This is a genomic window from Sorangium sp. So ce448 (assembly GCF_051520915.1).
Classification (GTDB): Bacteria; Myxococcota_A; Polyangia; order Polyangiales; family Polyangiaceae; genus Sorangium; species Sorangium cellulosum_B.
Genome location: NZ_CP150343.1, coordinates 5163086 through 5186039, shown reverse-complemented (window position 1 = coordinate 5186039; position 22954 = coordinate 5163086). Strand labels below are relative to the sequence as shown.

At 71.3% G+C, this 22954-nt stretch carries 16 protein-coding genes; 8 read left to right on the top strand and 8 right to left on the bottom strand.

Going from position 1 to position 22954, the window contains the following annotated elements; all coding sequences use genetic code 11:
* Positions 1-131 precede the first annotated feature (131 nt).
* On the top strand, positions 132-1331 hold the full coding sequence (locus WMF45_RS19490) for a 6-phosphofructokinase (protein WP_437300484.1): 1200 nt from the start codon (positions 132-134) through the stop codon (positions 1329-1331).
* Between the two features lie 194 nt (positions 1332-1525).
* On the opposite strand, the gene WMF45_RS19485 is transcribed toward WMF45_RS19490, so the two are convergent.
* Together WMF45_RS19485 and WMF45_RS19480 are read right to left on the bottom strand one after the other, a co-directional pair.
* The gene (locus tag WMF45_RS19485; protein ID WP_437718381.1) at positions 1526-2533 is read right to left on the bottom strand and encodes an anion permease; all 1008 of its coding nucleotides are present in this window, start codon (positions 2531-2533) and stop codon (positions 1526-1528) included.
* A complete protein-coding gene (locus tag WMF45_RS19480) occupies positions 2530-3147 on the bottom strand; it encodes a DUF47 domain-containing protein (RefSeq protein WP_437718380.1) in 618 nt (205 codons plus the stop codon). Before WMF45_RS19480 ends, WMF45_RS19485 begins: the two co-directional genes overlap by 4 nt.
* 123 nt (positions 3148-3270) lie before the next feature.
* Between WMF45_RS19480 and WMF45_RS19475 the strand changes: the two genes are divergently transcribed.
* Positions 3271-5064 (top strand): ATP-binding protein, encoded by a 1794-nt coding sequence (locus tag WMF45_RS19475; RefSeq protein WP_437718379.1) that lies wholly within the window; start codon positions 3271-3273, stop codon positions 5062-5064.
* 43 nt (positions 5065-5107) lie between these two features.
* Here the strand turns inward: WMF45_RS19475 and WMF45_RS19470 are convergent, their stop codons facing one another.
* Together WMF45_RS19470 and WMF45_RS19465 are read right to left on the bottom strand one after the other, a co-directional pair.
* Complete coding sequence (locus WMF45_RS19470) at positions 5108-5590, bottom strand: hypothetical protein (RefSeq protein WP_437718378.1); 483 nt, start codon at positions 5588-5590, stop codon at positions 5108-5110.
* 147 nt (positions 5591-5737) lie between these two features.
* The gene (locus tag WMF45_RS19465) at positions 5738-6256 is read right to left on the bottom strand and encodes a peptidylprolyl isomerase (RefSeq protein WP_437718377.1); all 519 of its coding nucleotides are present in this window, start codon (positions 6254-6256) and stop codon (positions 5738-5740) included.
* A 239-nt stretch (positions 6257-6495) separates the two neighbouring features.
* On the opposite strand from WMF45_RS19465, the gene WMF45_RS19460 reads away from it, so the two are divergent.
* Complete coding sequence (locus WMF45_RS19460) at positions 6496-7146, top strand: hypothetical protein (RefSeq protein ID WP_437718376.1); 651 nt, start codon at positions 6496-6498, stop codon at positions 7144-7146.
* A gap of 152 nt (positions 7147-7298) precedes the next feature.
* Here the strand turns inward: WMF45_RS19460 and WMF45_RS19455 are convergent, their stop codons facing one another.
* Positions 7299-9194 carry an OmpA family protein gene (locus WMF45_RS19455; protein ID WP_437718375.1) on the bottom strand — a complete coding sequence of 632 codons (1896 nt, stop codon included), beginning with the start codon at positions 9192-9194 and terminating at the stop codon, positions 7299-7301.
* Positions 9191-11308, bottom strand: a complete 2118-nt coding sequence (traA, locus tag WMF45_RS19450; protein WP_437718374.1) for an outer membrane exchange protein TraA family protein — start codon at positions 11306-11308, stop codon at positions 9191-9193. Before traA ends, WMF45_RS19455 begins: the two co-directional genes overlap by 4 nt.
* Positions 11309-11736: 428 nt before the next feature.
* On the opposite strand from traA, the gene WMF45_RS19445 reads away from it, so the two are divergent.
* From WMF45_RS19445 to WMF45_RS19435, 3 genes are all read left to right on the top strand, one after another.
* Positions 11737-12555: an SDR family NAD(P)-dependent oxidoreductase gene (locus WMF45_RS19445; protein WP_437718373.1), complete on the top strand. Its 819-nt coding sequence runs from the start codon at positions 11737-11739 to the stop codon at positions 12553-12555.
* Between the two features lie 188 nt (positions 12556-12743).
* Entirely contained in the window at positions 12744-14315 is a 1572-nt protein-coding gene (locus WMF45_RS19440; RefSeq protein ID WP_437718372.1) for an SBBP repeat-containing protein, read from the top strand.
* Positions 14316-14529: 214 nt separating this feature from the next.
* Complete coding sequence (locus WMF45_RS19435) at positions 14530-14658, top strand: hypothetical protein (RefSeq protein ID WP_437553583.1); 129 nt, start codon at positions 14530-14532, stop codon at positions 14656-14658.
* A gap of 18 nt (positions 14659-14676) precedes the next feature.
* On the opposite strand, the gene WMF45_RS19430 is transcribed toward WMF45_RS19435, so the two are convergent.
* Positions 14677-18966 carry a DNA topoisomerase 3 gene (locus tag WMF45_RS19430; RefSeq protein ID WP_437718371.1) on the bottom strand — a complete coding sequence of 1430 codons (4290 nt, stop codon included), beginning with the start codon at positions 18964-18966 and terminating at the stop codon, positions 14677-14679.
* A 257-nt stretch (positions 18967-19223) separates the two neighbouring features.
* Between WMF45_RS19430 and WMF45_RS19425 the strand changes: the two genes are divergently transcribed.
* Entirely contained in the window at positions 19224-19991 is a 768-nt protein-coding gene (locus WMF45_RS19425) for a hypothetical protein (RefSeq protein WP_437718370.1), read from the top strand.
* A 425-nt stretch (positions 19992-20416) separates the two neighbouring features.
* Entirely contained in the window at positions 20417-21877 is a 1461-nt protein-coding gene (locus tag WMF45_RS19420) for a pectate lyase family protein (protein WP_437718369.1), read from the top strand.
* 856 nt (positions 21878-22733) lie between these two features.
* Here the strand turns inward: WMF45_RS19420 and WMF45_RS19415 are convergent.
* On the bottom strand, positions 22734-22943 hold the full coding sequence (locus WMF45_RS19415; protein WP_437718368.1) for a hypothetical protein: 210 nt from the start codon (positions 22941-22943) through the stop codon (positions 22734-22736).
* Between the last annotated feature and the right edge of the window lie 11 nt (positions 22944-22954).

Sequence of the window (22954 nt, the reverse complement as noted above, 5' to 3'; positions counted from 1 at the left end):
CACGCGGCGCGGCGCGCTCGCACGACGCCGCGCGGCGCTGTCGTCCAACGCCCGGCGTCGTCAAACAACGAGCGCGAACGTGTGACAATCGCTCAGCCAACCTCGTCGTCGCGTGGTAGAAGGCCGGCGCCATGACCAGCATCGTCGAGTTCGGACGTCCCGACACCCTCCCGGCATCGGACAAGCGCCTGCTGCTCGTCTTCGACGGCGGCAACGCCCCTGGCTACTCCTCGGTCGCCGTCGCGCTGACCGAGGAGGCGGCGCGGCGCGGCTACGAGGTGTGGGCCGCGACCGAGGGCTTCCGCTCCCTGACCGCGGACGCGCGCGCCCAGCCCCAGTTCGAGCGCCTCATCATGAGCCGCCGCCAGCGCTACGACCTGCTCGCCCAGGGCATCCCGGCGCGCTCGATGGGGCGGCGCGTGCTCGACGCGGGCAGCGATTTCCGCAGCGAGCGCTACTCCGGCTTCCTCGATCGCGAGAAGCGCAAGCAGGCCGCCGCGACCTTCAAGGCGCAGGGGTTCACGCACCTCATCTGCGTCGGCGGCAACGGCACGTTCGAGGGCATCAAGGCGTGGCTCGACGAGTTCGAGGTGCGGCCGCAGGCCGGCTTCGTGAACGTCTCCATCGACAACGATCTGGAGGGCGATCGCGCGATCGGCTTCCTGTCCGGCGTGGAGACGGGCGCGACCATCGCGCGCGGGCTCTACGAGGACGCTTATACGCACAAGCGCATCTACATCCTCGAGATGATGGGCAACCGCAGCGGGCGGCACGCGCTGCACTGCGCGGTGGCCGCCCGGGCGCACCTCATCGTGCTCCCCTTCTTCCGCTTCCCGCAGGACGTGCTGGGCGAGCTCGCCGACGGCCTCAAGCGCGCCGACTACGCGCTCGTGGTCGTGGCCGAGGGCTACGAGGCCGAGCGCCGCCGCAAGGAGCACCCCGGCATGTCGGCGAGCGAGTTCCTGAAGAAGCAGCTCGAGGGCGCGGGGCTCCGCGACTCGCCGGACAAGCGCGTGATCGCGGAGCCGTTCAGCCGGTATATCCGCGGCATCCGCCCCGCCTTCCTCGACGTCTCGGCCGCCTTCCTCAAGGGGTCGCTGCTGCTCGCGGCGTTCGACGAGGGGCGCACCGAGGTGATGCCGTACGTGCTCGCCGCGAACGACGTCGGCGTGCTCGACTTCGCCTCGATACGCCGCGAGGACGGGGTGGAGCGGGCGTTCCTGCCGCTGCTCGACCGGCTCGACCTGAACCGCTTCAAGACCTGGATCCTCGACCACTTCATCAGCCTCGGGGCGGCCCGACCGAGCCGCGCTCCGTCGCACGTCGGATGAGCGCCGCGCCCGCGCGGCCCGGGTGAGCCCGGCGCGCGGGGCAGGTGGACCGGCGGAACGCGCGCCGGATCGACGCGGCGCCCTCGCCGGCTCACGCGACCGCTCGGGTCAGCGCGCCCGCGAGGTGCTCGCGTGCCCAGTCCTCGAAGCGCCGCCGCCCGGCGCGCGAGCGAGGCGCCTGCTCGCCTGCGCTGTCAGGGCTGGCCGCTGATGACGCTCGCGATGGTGTAGGCGATCGCGGCGAGGGCGGCCGAGGCGGGGATCGTGAAGATCCAGGCCCAGACGATGCGCCCGGCGACGCCCCAGCGGACCGCGGAGAGGCGCCCGCTCGTGGCGCCGACCCCGACGATCGCGCCCGTGATCGTGTGGGTCGTGCTCACGGGGATGCCGAGCGCCGTGGCGCTGAACAGCGTTGCCGCGCCGGCCGTCTCGGCCGCGAAGCCGCCCACCGGCTTCAGCTTCGTGATCTTCATCCCCATGGTCTTCACGATGCGCCAGCCGCCGGAGAGCGTGCCGAGGCCCATCGCGGCGTGGCAGACGAGCACGACCCAGAGCATCGGCTTCGGGTCCTTGCCGCCCTCCTGGAGTCCCGCGGAGATGAGGAGCGCCGTGATGATGCCCATCGTCTTCTGGGCGTCGTTACCCCCGTGCCCGAGCGAGTAGGCGGCCGCGGAGAGCAGCTGCAGCCGCCGGAACCTGGTGCTCACCTTCTTGGGCGTCCAGCCCCGCGCGAGCCGCCGGATGGCGTGCATGAGCGCGAACCCGATGACCGCGCCGAGCAAGGGCGACACCAGGATGAACGCCGCCGTCTTGCCGAAGACCGTCGCGTCGAGCACCGACAGCCGCCCCGCGCTCTTCACCGCGGCCCCGGCGAACGCGCCCATGAGCGCGTGCGACGACGACGACGGCAGCCCCCACCACCACGTGAGCAGGTTCCAGATGATCGCGCCGAGCAGGCCGCCCAGGATGACGTTCGGCGTGATGAACCCAGGCTCGACGCCCTTCGCGATGTTCCGCGCCACCGTGGGCTCGAACAGCGCGAACGCGATGAAGTTGAAGGCGGCTGCCCAGAGCACCGCGGTGCGCGGCGACAGGACGCGCGTCGAGACGACCGTGGCGATCGAGTTCGCGGCGTCGTGAAAGCCGTTGATGTAATCAAACGCCAGCGCGATGATAAGGATGGCGAGGATGTAGGTCGTCATGCGTGCTCGAGCACGATGCCCTCGATGATGTTCGCGACGTCCTCGCAGCGGTCGGTCGCGTGCTCCAGGAGGTCATAGATGTCGCGCCACTTCATCACGAGGAGCGGGTCGTTCCCCTTCTTGAAGAGCGCCGCCAACCCGTTGCGGTAGTGCGCATCCGCCGCGTTCTCGATCTTGTTGATCTCGACGCAGAGCTCGAGGAGGTGCGGCTGCTTCTTCATGTCCCTGAGCGACTGGATGGCGGAGCTCATGACGGTGCACGCGTCGACGACATCCTGCGCGAGCAGCCGCGCGTCCGGCAGGGCGCTCGTGATCTCGAAGAGTACGAGCCTCACGCTCGCCGCCTCGATGCAGTCGAGCACGTCGTCGAGGCGGGTGATGAGCGCGTGGATCTCCTCGCGATCGAGCGGCGTGATCCACGTCTGGTGGAGGGCGGCCAGGCACTCGTGGGTGATCTTGTCGGCCTCGTCCTCGAGGTCGGAGATCCGCTGCACCAGGGCCGGGGCTTCGTCGAGCCGGTCGAGCATCTCCAGGAGGAGCTCGCTCGCTGCGACGCTCTGCCGCGCATGGTTGGCCAGCGCATCGAAGAAGACTGCGTCACGGGTCAATCCCATGGGGCCGGGCGTTTACCCGTCTCCCCGCATCACGTCAACGAGTCGTCATGAAACGGACAAAACCAAGTAACATAAAGATCTTCGCCCACGTCGCGCGCGGCGTGAGCCCGGCACGCTGGTGACATGGGTATACGAAGCAAGCTCATCGCGTTCGCGGTGGGGATCGCGATCCTCGCGGCGTTGGTGTTCGACGGCTATGTCCTGAAGACGCTCGGAGCAGAGCTCTCGGCGCACACGGAGGACAACCTGGCGACGCGGACGGCGCTCGTCACCGAGGTCGCCGCGAGGTCAGGAGACCTCGCGGCCGAGGCGCCCGCCCTCGCGACGGCGCTGTCGAAGATCGCCGGAGCGCGCGTCACGTTCATCGATCCACAGGGCGCGGTGCGGGGCGACTCGTCGGTCGCGCCGGAGGGGCTCGGCCAGCTCGACACGCACGCGACGCGGGACGAGGTCGCCGACGCGCGGCACCAGGGCACGGGGCGCAGCGAGCGCGTGAGCAAGACGACGCGGATGCGGATGCTCTACGCCGCGCAGCGGCTCGATCGACCGGACGGCCGGTGGGTGGTGCGGGTGGCGTTCGAGCCGGTCGCGATCGACCGCAGCCTGTCCGCCGCCCGCACGCGCGTGGTGGAGGGCACCCTCCTGGCCCTCGCGCTCGCCGTCGCCGCGGCGCTCGCCGGGGCGCGCGCCCTCTCCGGGCGGCTCGTCTACCTGACGGGCGTCGCGCGGGAGATGCGGGCCGACCTGGGCCGGCGCGCGCGCATGCAGGGGCACGACGAGATCGCCACGCTGGGCGGCGCGCTGGACGACCTCGCCGAGAGCCTGGAGCTGTCGCGGCGCGAGCTCGGGGGCGAGGGAGAGCGCTTCGGCGCGGTGCTCGAGTCGATGCGCGAGGGCGTGCTCGTCACGGACGAGAAGGGCGACATCACGCTGGTCAACCCGGCGCTCTCGCAGCTGCTCGGCATCCGCAGGGACCCGGTCGGCCGCCCGCCGCTCGAGGTGCTGCGCTCGTCGAGCCTGCACGAGCTACTCGAGGAGGTCGCGCTCGCGCGCGCGGCGGCGACGCGCGAGATCGAGATCGCGGCCGCGGCGCCAGGCGTGGCCGGGCCTCCGGGGCGGCGCATCCTGCTCGTGAACGCCGCGCCGCTCGCGCTGCCGGCGCAGAGCCGCGGGGCGGCGGGGGTCGTCGCCGTCTTCTTCGACGTCACGGAGCTCCGGCGCATCGAGGGCCTGCAGCGCAACTTCATCGCCAACGCGTCGCACGAGCTGCGCACGCCGGTCGCGTCGATCCGCGCGAGCAGCGAGACGCTGCTCGGCGGGGCGCTCGACGACCCGGAGGCGGCGCGCGATTTCGTCGAGGTGATCGAGCGGAACGCGACCCGGCTGCACCGGCTCGTGGACGATCTGCTCGACCTGTCGCGCATCGAGGGCGGCGAGCGGCCGCTCTCGCCGGGCACGCTCGACCTCTCGGTGCAGGCGGAGGCGGCGGTGGCGCTCCTGCGCGGGCGCGCCATGGAGAGGGACACCGACGTGAAGATCGACGTGGCGCCGGGCACGCTCGTCGCGGCCGATCCGCGCGCGCTGGACCAGATCTTGACCAACCTCGTCGACAACGCGATCCATCACACGCCGAACGGCTCGCACGTGGTGGTGCGCGCGCGTGCCGCGAACGGGCGCGTCGTCCTGGAGGTCGAGGACGACGGTCCGGGCATCCCTGCGGTGCACCAGGCCCGCGTCTTCGATCGGTTCTACCGGGTGGATCCGGGCCGCTCTCGCGCGTCGGGCGGCACCGGGCTCGGCCTGTCCATCGCGAAGCACCTCGTCGAGGCGATGAGCGGCGACATCACGGTGACGACCGGCGCGGCCGGGGGCGCGCTCTTCCGCATCACGCTGCCGACCGGCGCCCAGAAGAAGTAGGCTCGGCGGCGCTGGAGCCGGCTTCGCCGAGGCGGGGCAGGCGCTACGGCGCGCAGGCGGTGCGGCAGGAGTCGAACGAGCCCTGGCACGCCGCCGGATCGGCGAGCGCGGGCAGGCCGCCGTCCGCGGGGAACTTCGGCGTCAGGCAGGTCTGGAGGATCGACTGACACTTCGCGGCGCACGCCGCGAGCTTGGTCGAGAGCGCCCCCGCGTCGGCCGTGGTGGCGGTGCCGCCGTCCTTCGGCGCGCCGGCGTCCGCTGGCGCGCCCGCGTCCGGCTTCGGGGTCGCCGGGGCGGCTGGGGTCGGGGCGGCCGTCGTGGTCGCTGGAGGCGCGGCCGGGGTCGGCGTCGCGGCTGGCACGGTCCCGGTCGCAGCGGGCGGCGGCGCCGTCGCGGTCGGCGCGGTGACGGCGCCCGGCGCCGGGGCGACCTCCTCCGGCTCGTCGCTGGATTTGCATGCCGCGATCAGCAGCGCTGGCGAGGCGATCATCACGGCGAAGGCGGCGAGGAGCTTGTGAGCGCGCATGGGTGCTTCATGCTGCGCCTCCGCCGGGAACGCAACCCTTGCGCGCGCGGCCCGCGAGGCGCCGTGACGATGCGTGGCCCGCGAGGCGAGGCGTCGCGCGGGCAGGCAAAGAGGTCTCCGGCGGAGGGCTCGCTCCCGGCAGGAGGGCTATTCCGTCCTGAAGATCACGTGGAAGCCATAGCGGGTCTCCACGACGTCGCTGAGCTGCTGGATGTCGAGCTCGAACGCCGCATCGGCGAAGGGCGGCAGGACGTCGGCGCGCTCCACGGTGCCGAGCGAGCCGCCGCGCGACGTCGCGCCGGCCTCCTCGCTGTACTGCGCCACCACCTCGCCGAAGTCGGCGCCGCCGCGGATCTTGTCGCGCGCCTCCATCGCGCGCAGGCACGCCTCCTCGCGTGTGCGCGTCGTGCCCTCGGCGCGCTCGGCGCCGGCGTGGCGGACGAGGATGTGCTTCACGCCGATCCGCGGCGGCTCGTCGGCGCGGGCCTGCCGCGGTGCGCTGGCGGCCGCGAGGCACGCCGCGGCGCTCGAGGCGCTCTCCTCGGCAGGGGCGGCGCTGTGCGGAGGGGCGTGCGGCGCCGACTGAGGCGCGCTGCACGCGGCGGCGAGCGCCGCGCCGAGGAAGGTGAGGAAGCCGAGAGGAGCGGATCGCTCGATGGGGCGCATCGGCCGCGAAGCATATCCAGGCGTTCACGAGATCGGAACGCTGGATGGGGCGGTGGATGGGGCGGTGGATGGGGCGGTGGCGGCCCGGTGACGGGCACGGCGTCAGGAGCCGATCCACCCGCGAGCAACCAGCGAGAGGCGGCGTGCCGCCGGGTCGGCTGGCGTCCCCGGTGCACGTCCGCTGCGTCCATGATGCACGGGGTTTGCATCGCGCGTCGCATCGCTGGTAAGAAGGCAGCATGCAGCGCCTCCTCCTCTCGGCGGCCCTGGGTGCCGCGCTGATCGCCGGTTGCAGCACTCCGTTCCGAGACAAACGCACGCCTTCGGGCGAGTTCTGCAGCGACATGCACGTCGTGCCGGCGGGCCAGCTGCCCGATCGCGAGTACCATCGCCTTCAGCCGATCGCGAGCGATCCGACGGCCCGCACGGAGGCGGAGCGCCTCGAGTCGCTCCGCAAGGCCGCGTGCGCCGTCGGCGGCGACGCGGTCATCGAGGCGGTCAACGAGGAGGTCCGCACCGAGGACGGCCGCTATGCAAGCGTGGCGAGCGGGACGGCGGTGATCTGGGTCCGCCGCACCGAGGGAGAGGCGAAGCCGTTGACGTTGCATCCGGCGACGCCGCCCGCCGACTCGGCGGCGCCTGTCGAACCGGATGCGCCGCCGGCGGACCAGCCTGCTGCTCCTCCGGCTGCATCCGACGAGCCGTACGAGGACTCGCCCGCTCCTGCGACCTCGGCCAAGCCAGGCAAGCCGGGGGCGAAGCCCGCGTCGCCCACCCCGCTGTCGTCGGCCAAGCCGGCCTCCTCTGCCCCGCCGTCGTCGCTCCCCCCGTCGTCGTCGGCCAAGCCCGCCACGTCATCGGCGCCCGTGAAGCCGGCGCCGAAGAAGTAAGCGCAGCAGAAGACGTAGAAGACGTCAGCGTCGCGCGGTTCCTACCGCTGTGACGCTGACGTCCGGTTGTCCTCTCCTCCCCTCGTAACGCGCGCTCGACCGCCAGCGCGCCCCTTCCATCCATCTCCGTAGGCCCGAGGATCGACGCCCTCCTAGCGACTCCCCCCGCCTCCCGGAGCAGGCGGCTGGCTCGACGAGGACGGCGCCGGCGGTGCGGGCGCGGGCGCAGGAGTGCCGGATCGAGGCAGCACGCCCGTGTTGCTCGGGAGGCCACCCGCGTTGCCGCGGTTCGGCAGGGGTGCCGCGCCGCCGGGCGCCCCGCCCGCAGGCGGGAGAGAGGATCCGCCGCTCGGCAGCACGTTCGACTTGAGGACCCCCTGCCCCGGAAGCGTGCCCTGACTGGGCAGCGTGCCCTGGGTCTTCTGCGGCAGCACCCCGCCGGACGGCAGGAGCTGCTCGCCCCCGTCGGGCGCGCCGGTGAGCGGCTTCGCCCCCGCGGCGCCGTAGCGCATGATGCGGAAGACGACGCGCCGGTTCTTCGACGTCATGAACTGGCAATCGGGCGACAGCTGATCGTCGGGCCCCTGGCAGCCGGCGTCGTCGTAGATCGGCTGCGTGTGCCCGTAGCCGACCGCCTGGAGCCGCGAGGATTCGACGCCCTTCGCGATCAGGTACGCCATGACGCTCGCCACGCGGCGCTGGGACAGGGCCATGTTGTACAGGTCGGTCGCGCGCACGTCGGTGTGGCCCTCGATCCGCACCTCGCGGATGTCGGGGTTGTCGATCAGCACCTGCGCGACCGCTTCGAGCGTCGAGTTCGAGTCCTCGAGGATGATGTCCTTGTCGGTCGCGAAGTGGACCTGCTCGGTGATCACGATCTCGTCGCCCCGGATGAAGGCGAGCGGACAGCCGTCCTTCCCGTGCGGACCGGCGGGCTTGTCGGGGCACTTGTCGTCGCGATCAAAGATGCCGTCGCCGTCGGTGTCCAGGTCCGGACAGCCGAAGTTCTCGGGGCTCCCGGGCACGTCGGGGCAGCGGTCCGCGGCGCCGATGAGGCCGTCGCGATCCGGATCATCTTGTTCGCGCTGCTGCAGGCGGTTGATCTCCTCCTGCTCCTGGGAGGTCTTCGGCTGCCACGTGATGACGTTGAAGAACCGGATCGAGGGCGCGCCGAAGCCGCACGCCGCGCCGAAGCTCCCGCCGAAGGTGATCGTGATGCCGTGCTTGGTCTGCCAGCGCAGCCCGAGGAGCGCCTCCGCGGGGATCTGCCCCGGGTCGTCGGGGTAGCTCGTGAGCGAGGGGTACCCGTACACCTCGCCGATGACCGACAGGCCCCAGCTCTGGACGACGTACTGCTCCGCCGCCACGCCGAACTGCGCCATGTCGCCGACGCGCACGCCCGCGAACTGATTGTCGGGCCGCAGCCAGATGCCAGCGTTGGCGGCGAGGAGCAGCCCGAAGTTGAACCGGTAGTCGCCGATGAGCGTCGCGCCGCCGCTCAGCGCGCCGTCGCTGGTGAACGCGTTCTGGTCGCCCGTGGGGAAGTTGAGGTTGCCCGAGATGGCCATCCCGAACCCCTCCTTGACCTGCTCCTTCCGGTTCAGGTACGGGAGCGAGATCTTCGTGGACAGGCGGAGATCGCCGACGGAGGAGCTCTTGACCGACCCCTCGGTGCCAAAGCGGCGAAGGTTGCCGCCCTCCTGGAAGAGGACGAGCGGCATGGCCATCGTGACGTCGAACACGTCGAAGAAGCCGATGCCCGCGAGGAGGGCGAGCTCGAGCCGCCCGGAGATGGCGTCGACGGCCTGCCTCGTGTCGTCGCCCGCGACGAGCAGCACGAGCGGGTCGGCCGCGATGTCGCTGTAGAGGCCGACGGTCGGCGAGAGGTTCCCGATGACCTCGGACTTCTGGACCATCACGAGATCGCGCGGGGCCGCCGCGGGGCGGAAGACCTGGGCATCGAAGCGCCCCTCCTCGGCGAGCGCGGGGCGCCCGGCGAGGAGCGCGCACAGCGCGAGGAGTGGGGCGAGGAGCGGACGAGTTCTCACGAGGCACCTCCGCTGCGCCGGCGGCGCTTTCGCTCGAGCAGGGCCAGCGCCGCGAGGGCGACGAGCCCGGCGGCCCTCGGATCGGCGCCCTTCTGGCCGACGACCGAGACGCTGCAGATCTCGGCGAGGGTGCCGCCGCACGCGACGTTGTCGGGCATCGGGCCGAGCGCGCACTCCTTGGCGTCCGCCTCGTCGGTCCAGCGGCAGTGCTCGTTGCCGAGGCAGTCGAGGTTCGTCTTGCAGGAGATGTCGCAGGTGTTCGTCGCGAGGTCGCACGTGTTGCCGCACGGGCACTGCGTGTCGGCGTAGCACTCGACGCACTTCTCGCCGTCGCAGAACGGGGTGTCCTCGCCGCAGGTCGCCATGCACCCCGGCGGGTCGCACTCGTTGGTCTCGCGGTTGCAGGTCGTGCCGGCGCACTGCTCGTCCGACGTGCAGCGCACGCACGCCGCGAGCTGGGAGAACTGACCCATGCAGAACGGCGTGTCGCCGCCGCAGCTATCGCAGCGCGGCCCGCAGCGCCGGTCCTTGACGCACTCCTTGCACTCGCCGCTCAGGCAGTACTGCCCATCGGCGCAATCCATGTCGTTGCGGCACGCGGCGCACGCCGTCCCGACAGGCCCGGGGAGGCAGAACGGCACCGGGGGCGTCTGCGGGTCGTTCGGTTCCTCGGGGTGCATGCAGTCGACGCAGCCCTCGCCGCAGCAGTTGGGCAGCGCGTTCGACGGGAGCGGCCTGTCCATGCAGTGGCCCGTGGGCACGTGGCACACCTTGCCGTCGGGGCACTGCTCGTCGGTGAGGCACTCGACGCACATCGGGGTGCCGTCCGGCTCGACGGCGGCGCAGTCCATCTGCGTTCCGTTGATGCCGTTCGGACAGCAGTTGCACGAGTTGCCGGCGCACCGGTCGGAGGTGTCGCACACGACGCACGTGTGATCGACGCAGATCTCGCCGCGCGGGCAGTCCGGGTCCTCCTCGCACTCGTACTCTTCCTTGCACTCGTGCGTCTCGGGATCGCAGACGAAGCCGCCCTGGCAGTCCGCGCTGGTGCGGCACTGGGCGCACTGGCGGTTGCCGCTCACGTCGATGCAGAACTGCGCCTCACCCTCGCAGCGCGAGCAGGAATCCCCGCAGTAGTACGCGGTGTCGCACGGGGCGCAGAGGGCGGCCTCGTTGCAGTAGTAGCCCGTATCGCACTGGGCGTTGCCCGGGAGGCCGGCGAAGGCGCGACTGCACTGCTGGCACTGGTCGATATCGGGGAACGACGGCGAGCCGCTCAGCGTCTGGTAGAACTGGGCGGGCTCGAAGAGGGTGAAGCCGGCGTCCTTGAGGTTCGTGCTGCCCGCCTCGCGCGCGCCGAGCTCGAAATCATCGAACTCTCCGAGGAAGAAAGACATCTCGAGCGCCGCGTGCTCCCAGAACTCCGCGTAGAGGACCTCGAGCGGGTACAGGCCCGGCTTCTCGAACGTGACCGTGTTCGTGACGCGATACGTCGGAAGACCGATCCTCGCCGGGCGGATGATGACCGGCTTCATGCCAGCGACCCTGTCGAAGAAGCTGAGGCTGACCGCGTCGTCGGCATAGAAGCCGATATGGACCGGCCTGCCGGCGAGCTCCACGGGGACACGCAAGAACCCGCGGAGCCGCGAGCCGAACGGCTGGTCGGTGCCGTGACTGTTCCACGGGAAGTCGCACCCGCCCTCCTTGCATGTGGGCGCCATCAACCCGGTGAAGTCGCCGAAGCTCAGCGGGCCTGAGCTGTTCGGCTCGGCAGTGATATTGTTGTTGCTGAAATCCAGAAGGGTCCGGATGACGTATTCGAGACGTGTTTCCTTATTGTCATCAATGAACTTGTTGATCTTATCGAGATAGGGTACGCGCTCGCCGACGTCGATCTCGTCGTTATCAACTTCGGGCACGTAAAAGTGGCGCTCCGCTAGATTGGTGGTCGAGAGGGCGGATGCGGCGCAGAGGCCGGTCCCCTCGACCTCCGGCAACTCTTGGATGGCGGGCGCCGAGATGGTGACCGGCTCCGGCCTCGGCTGCGCGCGAAGCTGCGCCGGCAGCAGCGCGGCCAGCGCCGTGGCGGCTAGAGCAACTCGTCGAATGCGCATGGCTCGCTCGCGGGTCCTTTGCATCGCTCGCGGGTCCTCAGCACCCGAGCTCCGGAAGCACGAGTCCCAGGCTAGCCGCTCCCAGCCGCGCTCCGCAAGAGGAAGGCCGCGAAAGCCCGTGCGGGATGTAGGCGACGGTCCTCTATCGCCCCATGGTCCGATGCTGCCCTGCACGCGGGACGGCTGGCAAACCGCACGGGCGATCGGCCGCACACGCCCCGTGTGGGATGGCCCGGTGACGAGGACGGCACGAGGTCGACACCCGCGCGCGACCTGCGGCTCCCCGCACCGGATGACGCGCACGGGGAATCCCCGCGATCTTGGCGCAATGCGGCGAGCCGCGCGGCGGCGCCGGCGTCTGGGGCGCCCGCGGGTCTGGGTCACGGCCTGCTCGCGATCCTGGACGAAGCAGCCTAGAAGATCGCTTCATGACGACGACCTCCGGCCTCGCCATCATCACAGGCGCCTCGTCCGGCATCGGCGCGGAGCTCGCGCGGCAGCTCTCGGCGCGCGGGCAGCCCGTGCTCGCCATCGGGCGGCGTGCGGAGCGCCTCGAGGAGCTCTCCGCGCAAGCGCGCGCCGCCGGGCACGCGCCCATCCACCCGCTCGAGCTCGACGTCACCGCCGAGGGCGCAGCCCTCCGCGTGCGGGATCGGGCGCGCGAGCTGGGCGGCGCGGCCTGGCTGGTCAACAACGCGGGAACGACGCGGCTCGGGCCCTTCCTGGACGGCGATCCGGCAGCACAGGCGATGCTGGTGCGGCTCAACTGCGAGAGCGTCGTTGCGCTCTGCGCGGCGATCGTCCCCGACCTGGTGACCCGCGGTGGAGGGCGCGTGCTCAACGTCGCGTCGCTCGCCGCGTTCCAGCCGACCCCGGGACAGGCGGTGTACGGAGCCACCAAGGCGTTCGTGCTCTCGCTCTCCGAGAGTCTCTCCGTCGAGCTCGACGGGACCGGTGTCACCGTGACGGCCCTGTGCCCGGGGCCGGTGACCACGGAGATCTTCGAAGCCGGCGCGCCCGGCGTGCCGCGCAGGAAGGTGCCGTTCGAGCTCACGGCCGAGAGCTGCGCGGCGTACGGCATCGCGGCGACGGAGCGGGGCGACGCGGTCGCCGTCCCGACCGCGTTGAGCAAGGCGACGGCCCAGCTCTCACGCCTGCTTCCGCGCGCGGCGATTCGCCGGCTCTCGTCGCGGATAGGGCTCTCGTTCCTCGGCTATGGCGCGCCACCTCGACGCGCCCGAGGCTAGGGCGAGAGCTCGCGCGGTGCCCCGTGCTCATTGATCTGGAGACGGGCGCCGGCGGCGCTGCCGGTGTGGTAGCCTCCGCCCGCGCGACCGCGCCCGCTCGCGAGCGCGCAGCCTAGCGCATGCAAGCACGAGCGTACGTCCTTGGTTCCCTCTCCATCTTGACCCTGTGCGCCAGCGGTTGTGCGGCGTTGCTCGACCTCGACGAGTTCGCCGATCAGTCGCCGGGCGGCTCGGGGGCGGGCGGTGCTGGGGGCGCGGGCGGTGCTGGGGGTGCTGGAGGTGGAGGTGAGCCCCCTCCCTGCACCCCCGACGCATCGGAAGCGTGCTACGGCGGCCCGCCGGTCACCAGGAACGAGGGGATATGCCGGGAAGGCGTGCGCACCTGCAGCGCCGACGGAACCTGGGGCGTATGCGAGGGAGAGATCCTCTCGGCGGTGGAACGCTGCGACGCAGCGGACGATGAGAACTGTGACGGCCTCGAGTGCATCGTCTGGACGACCGCCTACAAGCAGACAGGCGATGTCCATTTCATGGACATCGCGAGTGATGCTGACGGCAACATGTTCGTGAGCGGCGCCTTCCTGGATACCATCACGATCGGCGGTGATACACTCTCTTCTGCCAGCACGACCGATATAGTGCTCCTCAAGCTGAGCCCGACCGGAGAGCCCATGTGGGCCAAGAAGTATGGCGACTTCCACCCGGACGAGCCGTCGGGCCTCACCGTTGACTCCAACGGGAACCCGATCCTGATCGGCTATAGCAGCCGCGGAGGAATCGACTTCGGCAACGGGCCACTTCCGGCAGGTGGATTCATCGCGAAGCTGGACTCATCGGGCAAAGCCGCCTGGAGCAAGAGCCTGGACACAGTATTCAGTGCCGTCGTGACCGACGCAAACGATGACATCATCGTAGCGGGAGGTCTGAGTAATCCTATCGACTTCGGCAGCGGTCCGATTCAGCCGAAGGGTGACGCGGCCATCTACCTGGCAAAGCTCGACGGTACCAAAGGCCTCGTGACCACGCCGGGATGCTGGGCGCGCAGCTTCGGCGGCTCAGGGGCGCCCGTCTACGTCACGGCGGTTGCGACAGACCGCTCGAAAAACATCTTTATCGCCGGCTCGACGCCGGGGACCGTTGTGTTCGAGGGGTACACGATCGAGAGAGGCAGCTTCGTCATGAAGCTGACGCCGTCGGGAGTACCGGACTGGATCAGGACGATACGCGCGATCGGGCCGATCCCGGCAGGTGTCGACGTGATGGGTATTGCCGTAGATTCCTCGGGAAGGCCTATGTTGGCCGGATATCATTACGGCGAGCTACAGATAGGTCCACACACAATGACGTCGGTTGACAGCGACATCTTCGTGGTGCAATTCGAGGCCAACGGCACCGTGGGATGGGTGCGTACGCTTGGCGGGATGGATAGTCAGACGGCCCGCGGCCTGGTGCTCGACCCCTTCGACAACGTCGTCGTTATCGGAAACGCGAACAAGCAGATCGACTTCGGCGACGGCCCACTCGCTCTTGCGGACGGCACCGGCTTCGTCGTGAAGCTCAGCCCCGACGCGGAGCTCGTATGGCATCGTTTCCTGGGCACGGACGCCGTTCCCTACGCTGTTGCCAGCTCACCGGACCGCGGTGAGACGCTCGTTACAGGCTGGACTCGAGCATCAGACGCCGACTGGGGCGCGGGCCCTCTCCCCGGCCTCGGAGACGACGGCCACCAGCACCTCGTCATCGCCAAGCTCGGCCGATAGGGCCGTCGTCGCCCCGGCTGCCTGAGCTCAGCGAAGCGCTGCGGCCCCGAGCCTCCAGCGTAGCGAAACGCCCCACTGTGACGCGGGCGCTGTCGTCCCCCAGCGCCGAGCGAGCGAGGTCCTCGCCCTCCAGCCCGATAATCCGCCCCCTTCGAGGTGGCACCCACGTTGCTTTGCCCATCGAGCACCCCGACACGGGGCCGGAGGTCATTCGATGAGCAAGATTCTGCGTGGGATCGCGGCAGGCTACGGCGCGAAGAAGCTCGGCGGCGGGTGCTTCAGCACCATCCTCATCTTCGTCCTGCTCTGGTGGGCGCTCGGCCATTTCGGCATCTTCCGCTGAGCGCCGCCCGCGCGGCGCTCAGCGCGAACGGCCCTTCTTCCGCTGCGCCTTGCGGGCGAAGAACGCCCTCCGCGCGTCCGAGGACTTCGCGCTCTGCCGCTTCTTCACCTTCGGCGGGAGCTTCGCGAGCGGCACATCGCCCACGACGTCGCTCGCGCCGCGCGGCCCGCCGAGGAGGCCGCGCGACGTGAGCGACGCGCGCTGGTACGTGATGAGCTCGCCCGCCTTCTCGAACGAGTCCTCGCGCACGCAGACAAGGCCCGCCCGCACGAGCCCGCCGAGGAGGTGCTCGAAGTCGCGCCGCTCCAGCGATCCGTCAACGAAGGCCTCGCGGTAGAGCCGGCCGGTCGGCTGCTCGCTCTCGCGAAGCGCCGCCAGGATCTTCGCGATCCCCTGCGCCTCGTCGCGGCTCGGCGCCCGGAACTCCCGCGCGGCGCAGGCGGCCGGCGCGCAGACGTCGCACAGGCCGCAGGGCTCGCCGGTGTCCTCCTGGTCGCCGAAATGGCGGACCAGGTGGAGCATGCGGCAGCCGTGGCCCTCGGTGAACCGCGCCATCTGCAGGAGCTCGGCGAGCTTGTGGCGCCGCTGCGCCTCGTAGGGAGCGCGCCACCCCGGCTCCCCCAGGGCGATGTCCCCGTTGACATCGACCCGCGCTCCGCCGTGGATCCAGAGCTTCTCGAGGGCCTTGTCCGCCACCTCGGGATCGATGCCGAGATCGCCCAGGATCTCCTCCTTCGGGCGGGGCTCTTCCGACAGGACCTCTTCGATGCGCTGGAGCATCGCCGGATCAGGGTAGTCGCGCTCGTGGAAGAACTCGTGCATTCGCCGGTCTACATAGGAGTGCATCAGCACGGCCCGCGAGGGGAGCCCGTCACGGCCAGCACGGCCGATCTCCTGGTAATATCCCTCGACGCTCCCGGGCAGCCCGGCGTGGACGACCGTGCGGACATCGGGCTTGTCGATGCCCATGCCGAAGGCGATCGTGGCGACGATGATCTCGGTGCTGCCGTCCAGAAAGGCCGCCTGGATCCGGTCGCGCACCGGAGGGGCGAGGCCCGCGTGGTACGCCTCGGCCGGGAGATCCTCCGAGAGGCCGGCGGCGAGCGCCTCGGCGTCCTTCCGCGTCCCGGCGTAGACGATGGCCGGCGTCCGGCCGTCCTGCCCGAGCAACGCGCGCACCCGGGCGAGGCGCTCTCCCGGGCTGACCTCGAGGATCTCGATACCCAGGTTGCTCCGCCTGAAGCCGTGAATGAACCGCGCCGCGGAGGCGAGGCCGAGCTGCTCGACGATATCGTCCTGCACGACCGGCGTGGCGGTGGCGGTCAGCGCGATGACCGGCGCCGGCCGGAGCGCCGGGAGGCGCTGACCGAGCATCCGGTAATCAGGGCGGAAGTCGTGGCCCCATTTCGAGATGCAATGGGCCTCGTCGACGGCCACGAGCACGGGCTTCCGGCGGGCGAGCATCTCGGGGAACCCGGGCACGCGGAGCCGCTCGGGGGCGATGAAGAGGAAGTCGAGCGCGCCTTCGAGGTAATCGATGCAGGCCTTCCGCGACTCGGCGCGGCTCCGGCCGGAGTGGATCCGCTCGGCGGCAAAGCCGCACGCCCGGAGCTTCGACGCCTGATCCTCCATGAGCGCGATGAGCGGGCTCACGACGAGCGTCGTGCCGCCTCGGGCGATGCCGGGGAGCTGGTAACAGAGCGATTTGCCGGCGCCGGTGGGCATGACGAGCAGCACGTCGCTGCCCGCGGCCGCCGTCCGGCAGACGGCCTCCTGGTAGGGGCGGAACGCGCTGAAGCCGAAGCATTGGTGGAGCAGCTCGACGAGATCCTCGGGCCGGCGCGCTGGAGACGGGGCGACCGCCGGCGAGGACGCCGTGCCCGCCCCACGCGCCGTGGAGGCACCGATGGCCGCCGCACGCGCGGGCGACAGCGCTTCCGCCACGGGTCGCGCCTGCGGCGACGCCGCTGCCGCAGGTCGCGCGGGCGTCGGCGTTACCGCCGCCGGTCGCGCCGGCGGTGACGCTGCTGCCGCACGCGACCGCGCCTGCGCCCGAGCCGGCGGCGATGCTGCAGCCGCCGCCGCGACCGCCTGCAGCGCGCCAGCCGATGCGTCGCCCGGCACGACCCCTGCGCTGCTGCCCGGAGCGCGGCGAGTCGCCGCCTCGCGGCCTCGACCGGCCCCCGGCGCAGCGGCCGCGGCGCGGCCGCCCTTCGCGCGCGACCGCGCCTCGCCGCGCTCCTGAAATGGCGACGCCCCGGCCTCCGGGGAAAGCGCACCGGCCCCCGCCGCGCGCCGCCCAGCGCTCACCTCCGCCACCACCTGGCGCACGTACGACTCGATGCCCGCCATGAACGACGGCAGATCGCCCCCGCCACGGGCCATGCGGGCGAGCTTCGCCTCCCAGGCGCCCGTCATCGCGGGGCTCTTCACGTCCGCGTGGACGACCTCGATCAGCCCGACGCCCTTGTCGGTCGCGTGCAGCAGCTTGCCCTGGCGCACGATGTACTCGCGCCGGAGGAGCGTCTCGATGATCGCGGCCCGCGTGGCCGGCGTGCCGAGGCCCGAGTCCTTCATCGCCTCGGAGAGCTCCTTCTCTTCGAGGCTGCTGCCCGCGGTCTCCATCGCCGTGAGCAGCGTGGCCTCGGTGAAGCGCGGCGGCGGACGCGTCTTCTTGGCCTGCGCCTCCGCGTCGAGCACGAGCTGCACCTGCCCCCTCACGAGGCCCGGCGGGAGCCGCTGATCCGCGGTCTCGCGCTCGCCCTCCCCGCCCTCCCCGTCGCGCGCATCGCGTCCGTCACCGTCCGATTCGCCCTTCCTGCGCGGCTTCGCAGGCGGCTTGCCGAAGCCGATGTCGAGCACCTTCCACCCGACCTTCTCCACGACGCTGCCCGCGCTGTGGTAGCGGTCCACGATCGGCTCGCCGCCGCGCGCGCCCGCGCCGCCGCGCGTGGTGATCGCGGTGATGACGGTGGTGATCGAGGTGACGTGATCCTCGTGCCACGCCGAGAGGAGGCGCCGGCAGATGAGATCGAAGATCTTCTGCTCGTCGGTCGAGAGCTCCGCGCGCGAGGACCGAGCCCCCGTGGGGATGATGGCGTGGTGATCCCCGACCTTGCCGTCGTCGACGAAGCGCTTGCCGAGCGGCCGAGCCCCCGTCCCCGGGGCGAGCATCCCCCGATACGAGCCCTCGATCGCCTGCACCACCGCGCCGAGCGTGGCCGCGACGTCCGTCGAGAGGTGTCGGCTGTCGGTGCGCGGATAGCTGATGAGCTTCCTGCGCTCGTACAGCGCCTGGGCCACCTCCAGCGTCTTCTGCGCGGAGAAGCCGTAAAGGCGGTTGGCGTGTCGCTGGAGCTCGGTCAGGTCGTAGAGCAGCGGCGGCGGGAGGCGGCGAGACTCCGACCGGACCGCCTCGATGCGCGCCTCGCCGCGCCGGGCCCGCTCGACGATGCGCCGCGCCTCCTCGCCGTCCGGGGGCAGGCGCCTCCGCGACGGCGCGGTCTCGGGCCGCTCGCCGGCATTCGGCCGCTCGCCGGCATTTGGCCGCTCGCCGGTGTTCGGCGGCTCGCCGAGGAGCGGTTTGTCGTTGAAATACGTGCCTTTATAGGATTCGTCGGCCGCGCCCGAGCCATCCTCCCGGAGCGGGCAGAAGGTCGCGACGACCTCGAGGTACGGCTCGGGGACGAACCGCCGGATCGCGAGCTCGCGCTCGACGACCATGGACAGCGTCGGCGTCTGCACGCGGCCGACCGAGAGATCCTGGTCGAAGACCAGGCTGTAGGCGCGCGAGAGGTTCATGCCGACGAGCCAGTCCGCCCGGCTGCGCCCGCGCGCCGCGTCGGCGAGGCCGTCGTAGCCGCGCGCGTCCCGTAGCCGCCGGAGCCCGTCGCGGATGGCGTCGGGCGTGAGGGACGAGATCCAGAGCCGCTCGACCGGCTTCTTGCACCCGGCCGCCTCGTAGAGGTACCGGAAGATGAGCTCGCCTTCGCGGCCGGCGTCCGTGGCGCAGACGACGCGCTCGACGTCGCGCCGGCCCAGGACCTTCCGGACGATCTCGAACTGGGCCCGCGTCCCGGGGAGGACGACGAGCGGAAACTGCCCGGGCAGCATCGGGAGGAGGTCGAGGCGCCAGCGCTTCCAGGCGGGGTCGATCTGGTGCGGCTCGGCGATGGCGACGAGGTGCCCGATCGCCCACGTGACGACATAGCCGCCGCCCTCGAGGAAGCCCTCGGCGCGCTTCGAGGCCCCGAGCACCGCGGCGATGTCACGGGCGACGGCGGGCTTCTCTGCGACCACGGCGATCATGCGGCGACCCTGCGAACCATGCGAAACGCGTGAAACGTGCGAAGTGTGCGAAGACCGAGGGCGGCGGGCGTCGCCCGCGCCTCCCGCAGGTGCGTTGATAGCGCGAGCCGCGGGCGGGCGGTATGGGGAAGCGAGCGGGCAGCGAGGCCCGCGCCCGACCGGCGCCTTGACACGCCGGCGCCGAGCGGGTTCACGTAGCGCCTGGACGCTCGCCGCCGCGCGAGGGCGCGCGACAGCTCAGGGAGAGGGGCATCGAGATGCGAGACCTGAAGGGGATCGTCGAGGTGGAGCTGCTCGTCGAGGAGAGCGGCGGGCTCACGCCGACGCGGGAGTACGTCCATCGAGAGACGACCTATGTCGAGGGGCGGTCAGGGCAGCGCTATGCGCTGCGCGTGCGCAACCTGACGGGCGCGCGCGTCGAGGTGGTGCCCACGGTCGACGGCCTCGACGTGCAGAGCGGCAAGGACGCGTCGTTCGACGCCCGCGGCCTGGTGATCAGAGCGCACGAGTCGTTCGATTTCACCGGGTTCCGCATCAGCCACACAGAGGTCGCGACGTTCCGGTTCGGGAGCATCGAGCAGTCGTACGCCGCGCAGATCGGCAAGCCCCGCAACGTGGGTGTCATCGGCCTGGCGGTGTTCGAGGAGCTCGCGCCCCCGCCGCCGCCACCCCCGCCGCCCTTCACGCCGCGCCCGCCGGCGTTCGGCGGGCCGCAGGGTGGCGGACTGCCGCCGCCGGCTCCGGGGGGCTATGGACCGCCCGCGCCCGCTGCGCCGCCGCCGGCCCCCGCGGCGCCGAAGGGGCTGGGCACGACGTTCGGCGAGCGGCGCGAGTCGCGCATCACATCGACGCAGTTCACCCGGGCGACACCCAAGCCCGCCGCCGTGCTGGTGATCCGCTACGAGCAGCGCGACGGGCTGAGGGCGCTCGGCATCGACGTGGACGGGCTGCACCAGCGCGAGACAGCCAGCCCCTTCCCCGCCGAGACCGGCTTCGCCAAGCCGCCGCCCGGCTGGAAGTGCTGAGCGCCGGCGGAGCGCGCGGCAGACGGCTGCCGGTCAACGCGCGGTTGACACGGGAGCCGTCCTTGCCGTCAAGCACGTCAACCCGTGGTTGACGTCGCGGCGCCACGACGCGCCGCGACGAGGACCTCCACGCCACGAGCGCTGCGCAGCCCCCCGGCCACACACGTGAGCCGTCGGCAGGCGGGGCCGGGCCAATGGCATTGTCGTTGCTTATCTCGCGGCGCGCGGAGGAGGCGCGGCGCCGGCCTGGTTCGGCGGCCGCCACCTCACGCGCGACCCGGACTGCGCGACGGGCTGGGCTCGAGTCGCCTCGTGCGTGCATCCAGCGCAACGACGGTGAGCCGCGCCATGCGCCGTTGTCGCCAGCGGGAGCTCGGCGCCTTCAGCGCCCACACGAGTTCTCTCGATTCGAAAGGAATCATCTGATGAAGGCCGCTGTCCTCTCGTTCGTCCTCCTCGGTTGCACGGGGTGCACGTTCCTGGCCGGTTGCTCCGGCGCAGCGAGCTCGCCCGGGCCGAGCGATGAGGCGGCCGGACAGGGCGGCGCCGGAGGTAGCACTCCGGGCACGGGCGGCCGCGGCGGAGGGACTGCAGGCGCCCAGACCGGAGCCGGCGGCTCCGCCACCACCGGCTCCGCGGGCAGCGCCGGCGGCTCCGCCACCATCGGCTCCGCGGGCAGCGCCGGCGGCTCCGCCACCACCGGCTCCGCGGGGGGCGCCGGCGGCTCGGGGCCCGTCGATGGCGTGGGCACGATCCTCAAGGTGACGAACCTCGACGCCGACGGCCCGGGATCGTTGCGCGAGGCGATCGAGACGCGGGGGCCGCGCACGATCGTGTTCGAGGTCGGCGGGATCATCGACCTGAACAAGACGCGCCTCGACATCACCGAGCCGTTCGTCACGATCGCCGGCCAGACAGCGCCCTCGCCGGGCGTCACGCTGATCCGCGGCGGGATGAAGATCCGCACGCACGACGTGCGGATCCAGCACCTCCGCTTCCGGATGGGCGACGCCGGGGCTGCGCCGGCGTCGGGGTTCGAGCCCGACGTCACGACGGACGGCGCCTCGGCGTACAACATCGTGATCGACCATTGCTCCGTGGCGTGGGGCGTCGACGAGAACCTGTCCGTCTCGGGCCCCCGCTTCGACGGTCCCGACGGCACCTCGCGCCGCGTCACCCTCAGCAACAACATCATCGCCGAAGGGCTCCTCGAATCCATCCACGAGAAGGGCTCTCATTCGATGGGCACCCTCGTGCACGACCACTGCACCGACGTCACCGTCGTCGGCAACCTCTACGCCCACAACAACGAACGAAACCCCTGGTACAAGGGGTTCGCGACCGGGGCGATCGTGAACAACGTCGTCTACAACCCCGGCAAATGGGCGATGCGCCTCGGCCCCGTCCTCAAGGAGTGGGAGAGCTCGGGCGTCACGCCGGAGCCGCCGAGGGTCAGCATCGTCGGCAACTACATGCGGCACGGCGCCAACACCTTGCCGGGCCTCCCCATGATCGGCACCAACTCGCTGGGATCCGCCTACCTCGAGGACAACCTCGCCGTGGACGCCCTCGGCGCAGCGGCGCCCATCGCCTCCCCGGACATCATCGTCCTCGCCGAGAAGCCCGCGTGGCCCGACGGCCTCGTGGCGCTCCCCGCAGCGTCGGTCCTCGACGCGGTGCTCGCGCACGCGGGCGCGAGGCCCAGAGACCGCGACGAGGTCGATCTGCGCATCGTCGAAGACGTCCTGTCCGGCGATGGAATGTTCGTGAACAACCAAGACGAGGTAGGGGGCTACCCGACGGCAGCGCCGACCTCGAGACCGCTCGACGCCCCGACCGAGGACATCGAGGGCTGGCTCGATCGTCTCGCCGACGAGCTCGAGTAGCGACCGCCGCCCGCGCCGTCGCCGAGCCCCGCGGCTCGTGGCAGCTGTTCGTGGCCCCTGTTCGTGGATCGAGCGCAGGCCCTGGAGCGGTGCTCGCGATGACGTCGCCAGGATTCAGCTTACAGGAGGCATCATGTTGAGAGCATCATCGATCTGTTCCGTCGTCGTGCTGGCGGCGCTATCGGGCAGTACGTCGAGCGATGAAGCCGGCAGCGGCAGCGGAGCGTCGGGCGCCGGCGATACCCCAATTACACGGGGCCAGACATGATGACGATCAAGCTGCACGGCGCTGCATGTGAGCAGGTGGCGAGCAGCGGCGCCGGCTCCGTCAAGGTCATCTTCGGCTGCAAGGACGACCCGATCTTCTGAGCTGCATGGCGCAGCCTGCCTGGCGCTGCGCTCGGCAGGCTCTGGACGCCGATCGTGGGCTCGCCGCCGCCCAAGGCACGCCCTCCCCCCGGCGCTGCGCGGCGCAGAGCACCTGCGCGTCAACCCGATCGTCAACCGGTGTCGACCCCTCGTTGACACGAAGGCCCCAGCGCGCCTCCGCGCGATGCTCGATGTCCCGCCGCGCCCCCTGGATCGCCGCTTGCATCCACCTCGACGAGCTCGACGCAGAAGCCAGCTGAGCGGTGCGAAGCGCGAGTTCGTGGTTGCCCCCCTGACGGGTTGCGTCGAGGAGTCGACAGCGCCGCACAAGCGCTTCCGGGCCGCGGGTCGCCCATCATGATGCCGGAACGAGAGGGAATGAGATGAGATCTGGATTGAAGTCAGCTTTCACTTTGCTGTTCGTGCTCGGCGCCGTCGGAGCCATGCAGCTCGGCTGTTCAGACGACGCCGCGACGCCGGACGACGGTCAGGGAGGCAGCAGCTCGAGCAGCGGGAGTGCCGCCGCGACCGGCGGGGGCACCAGCGGCACGGGAGGCGCCGGCGGCGGAAGCACCGCCGCGAGCACCACGAGCGGCGCGACCACGAGCAGCTCCAGCACCACGGCCGCGAGCACCACGAGCAGCGCGACCACGAGCAGCTCCAGCACCACGGCCGCGAGCACCACGAGCAGCGGCACGGGTGGAGAGG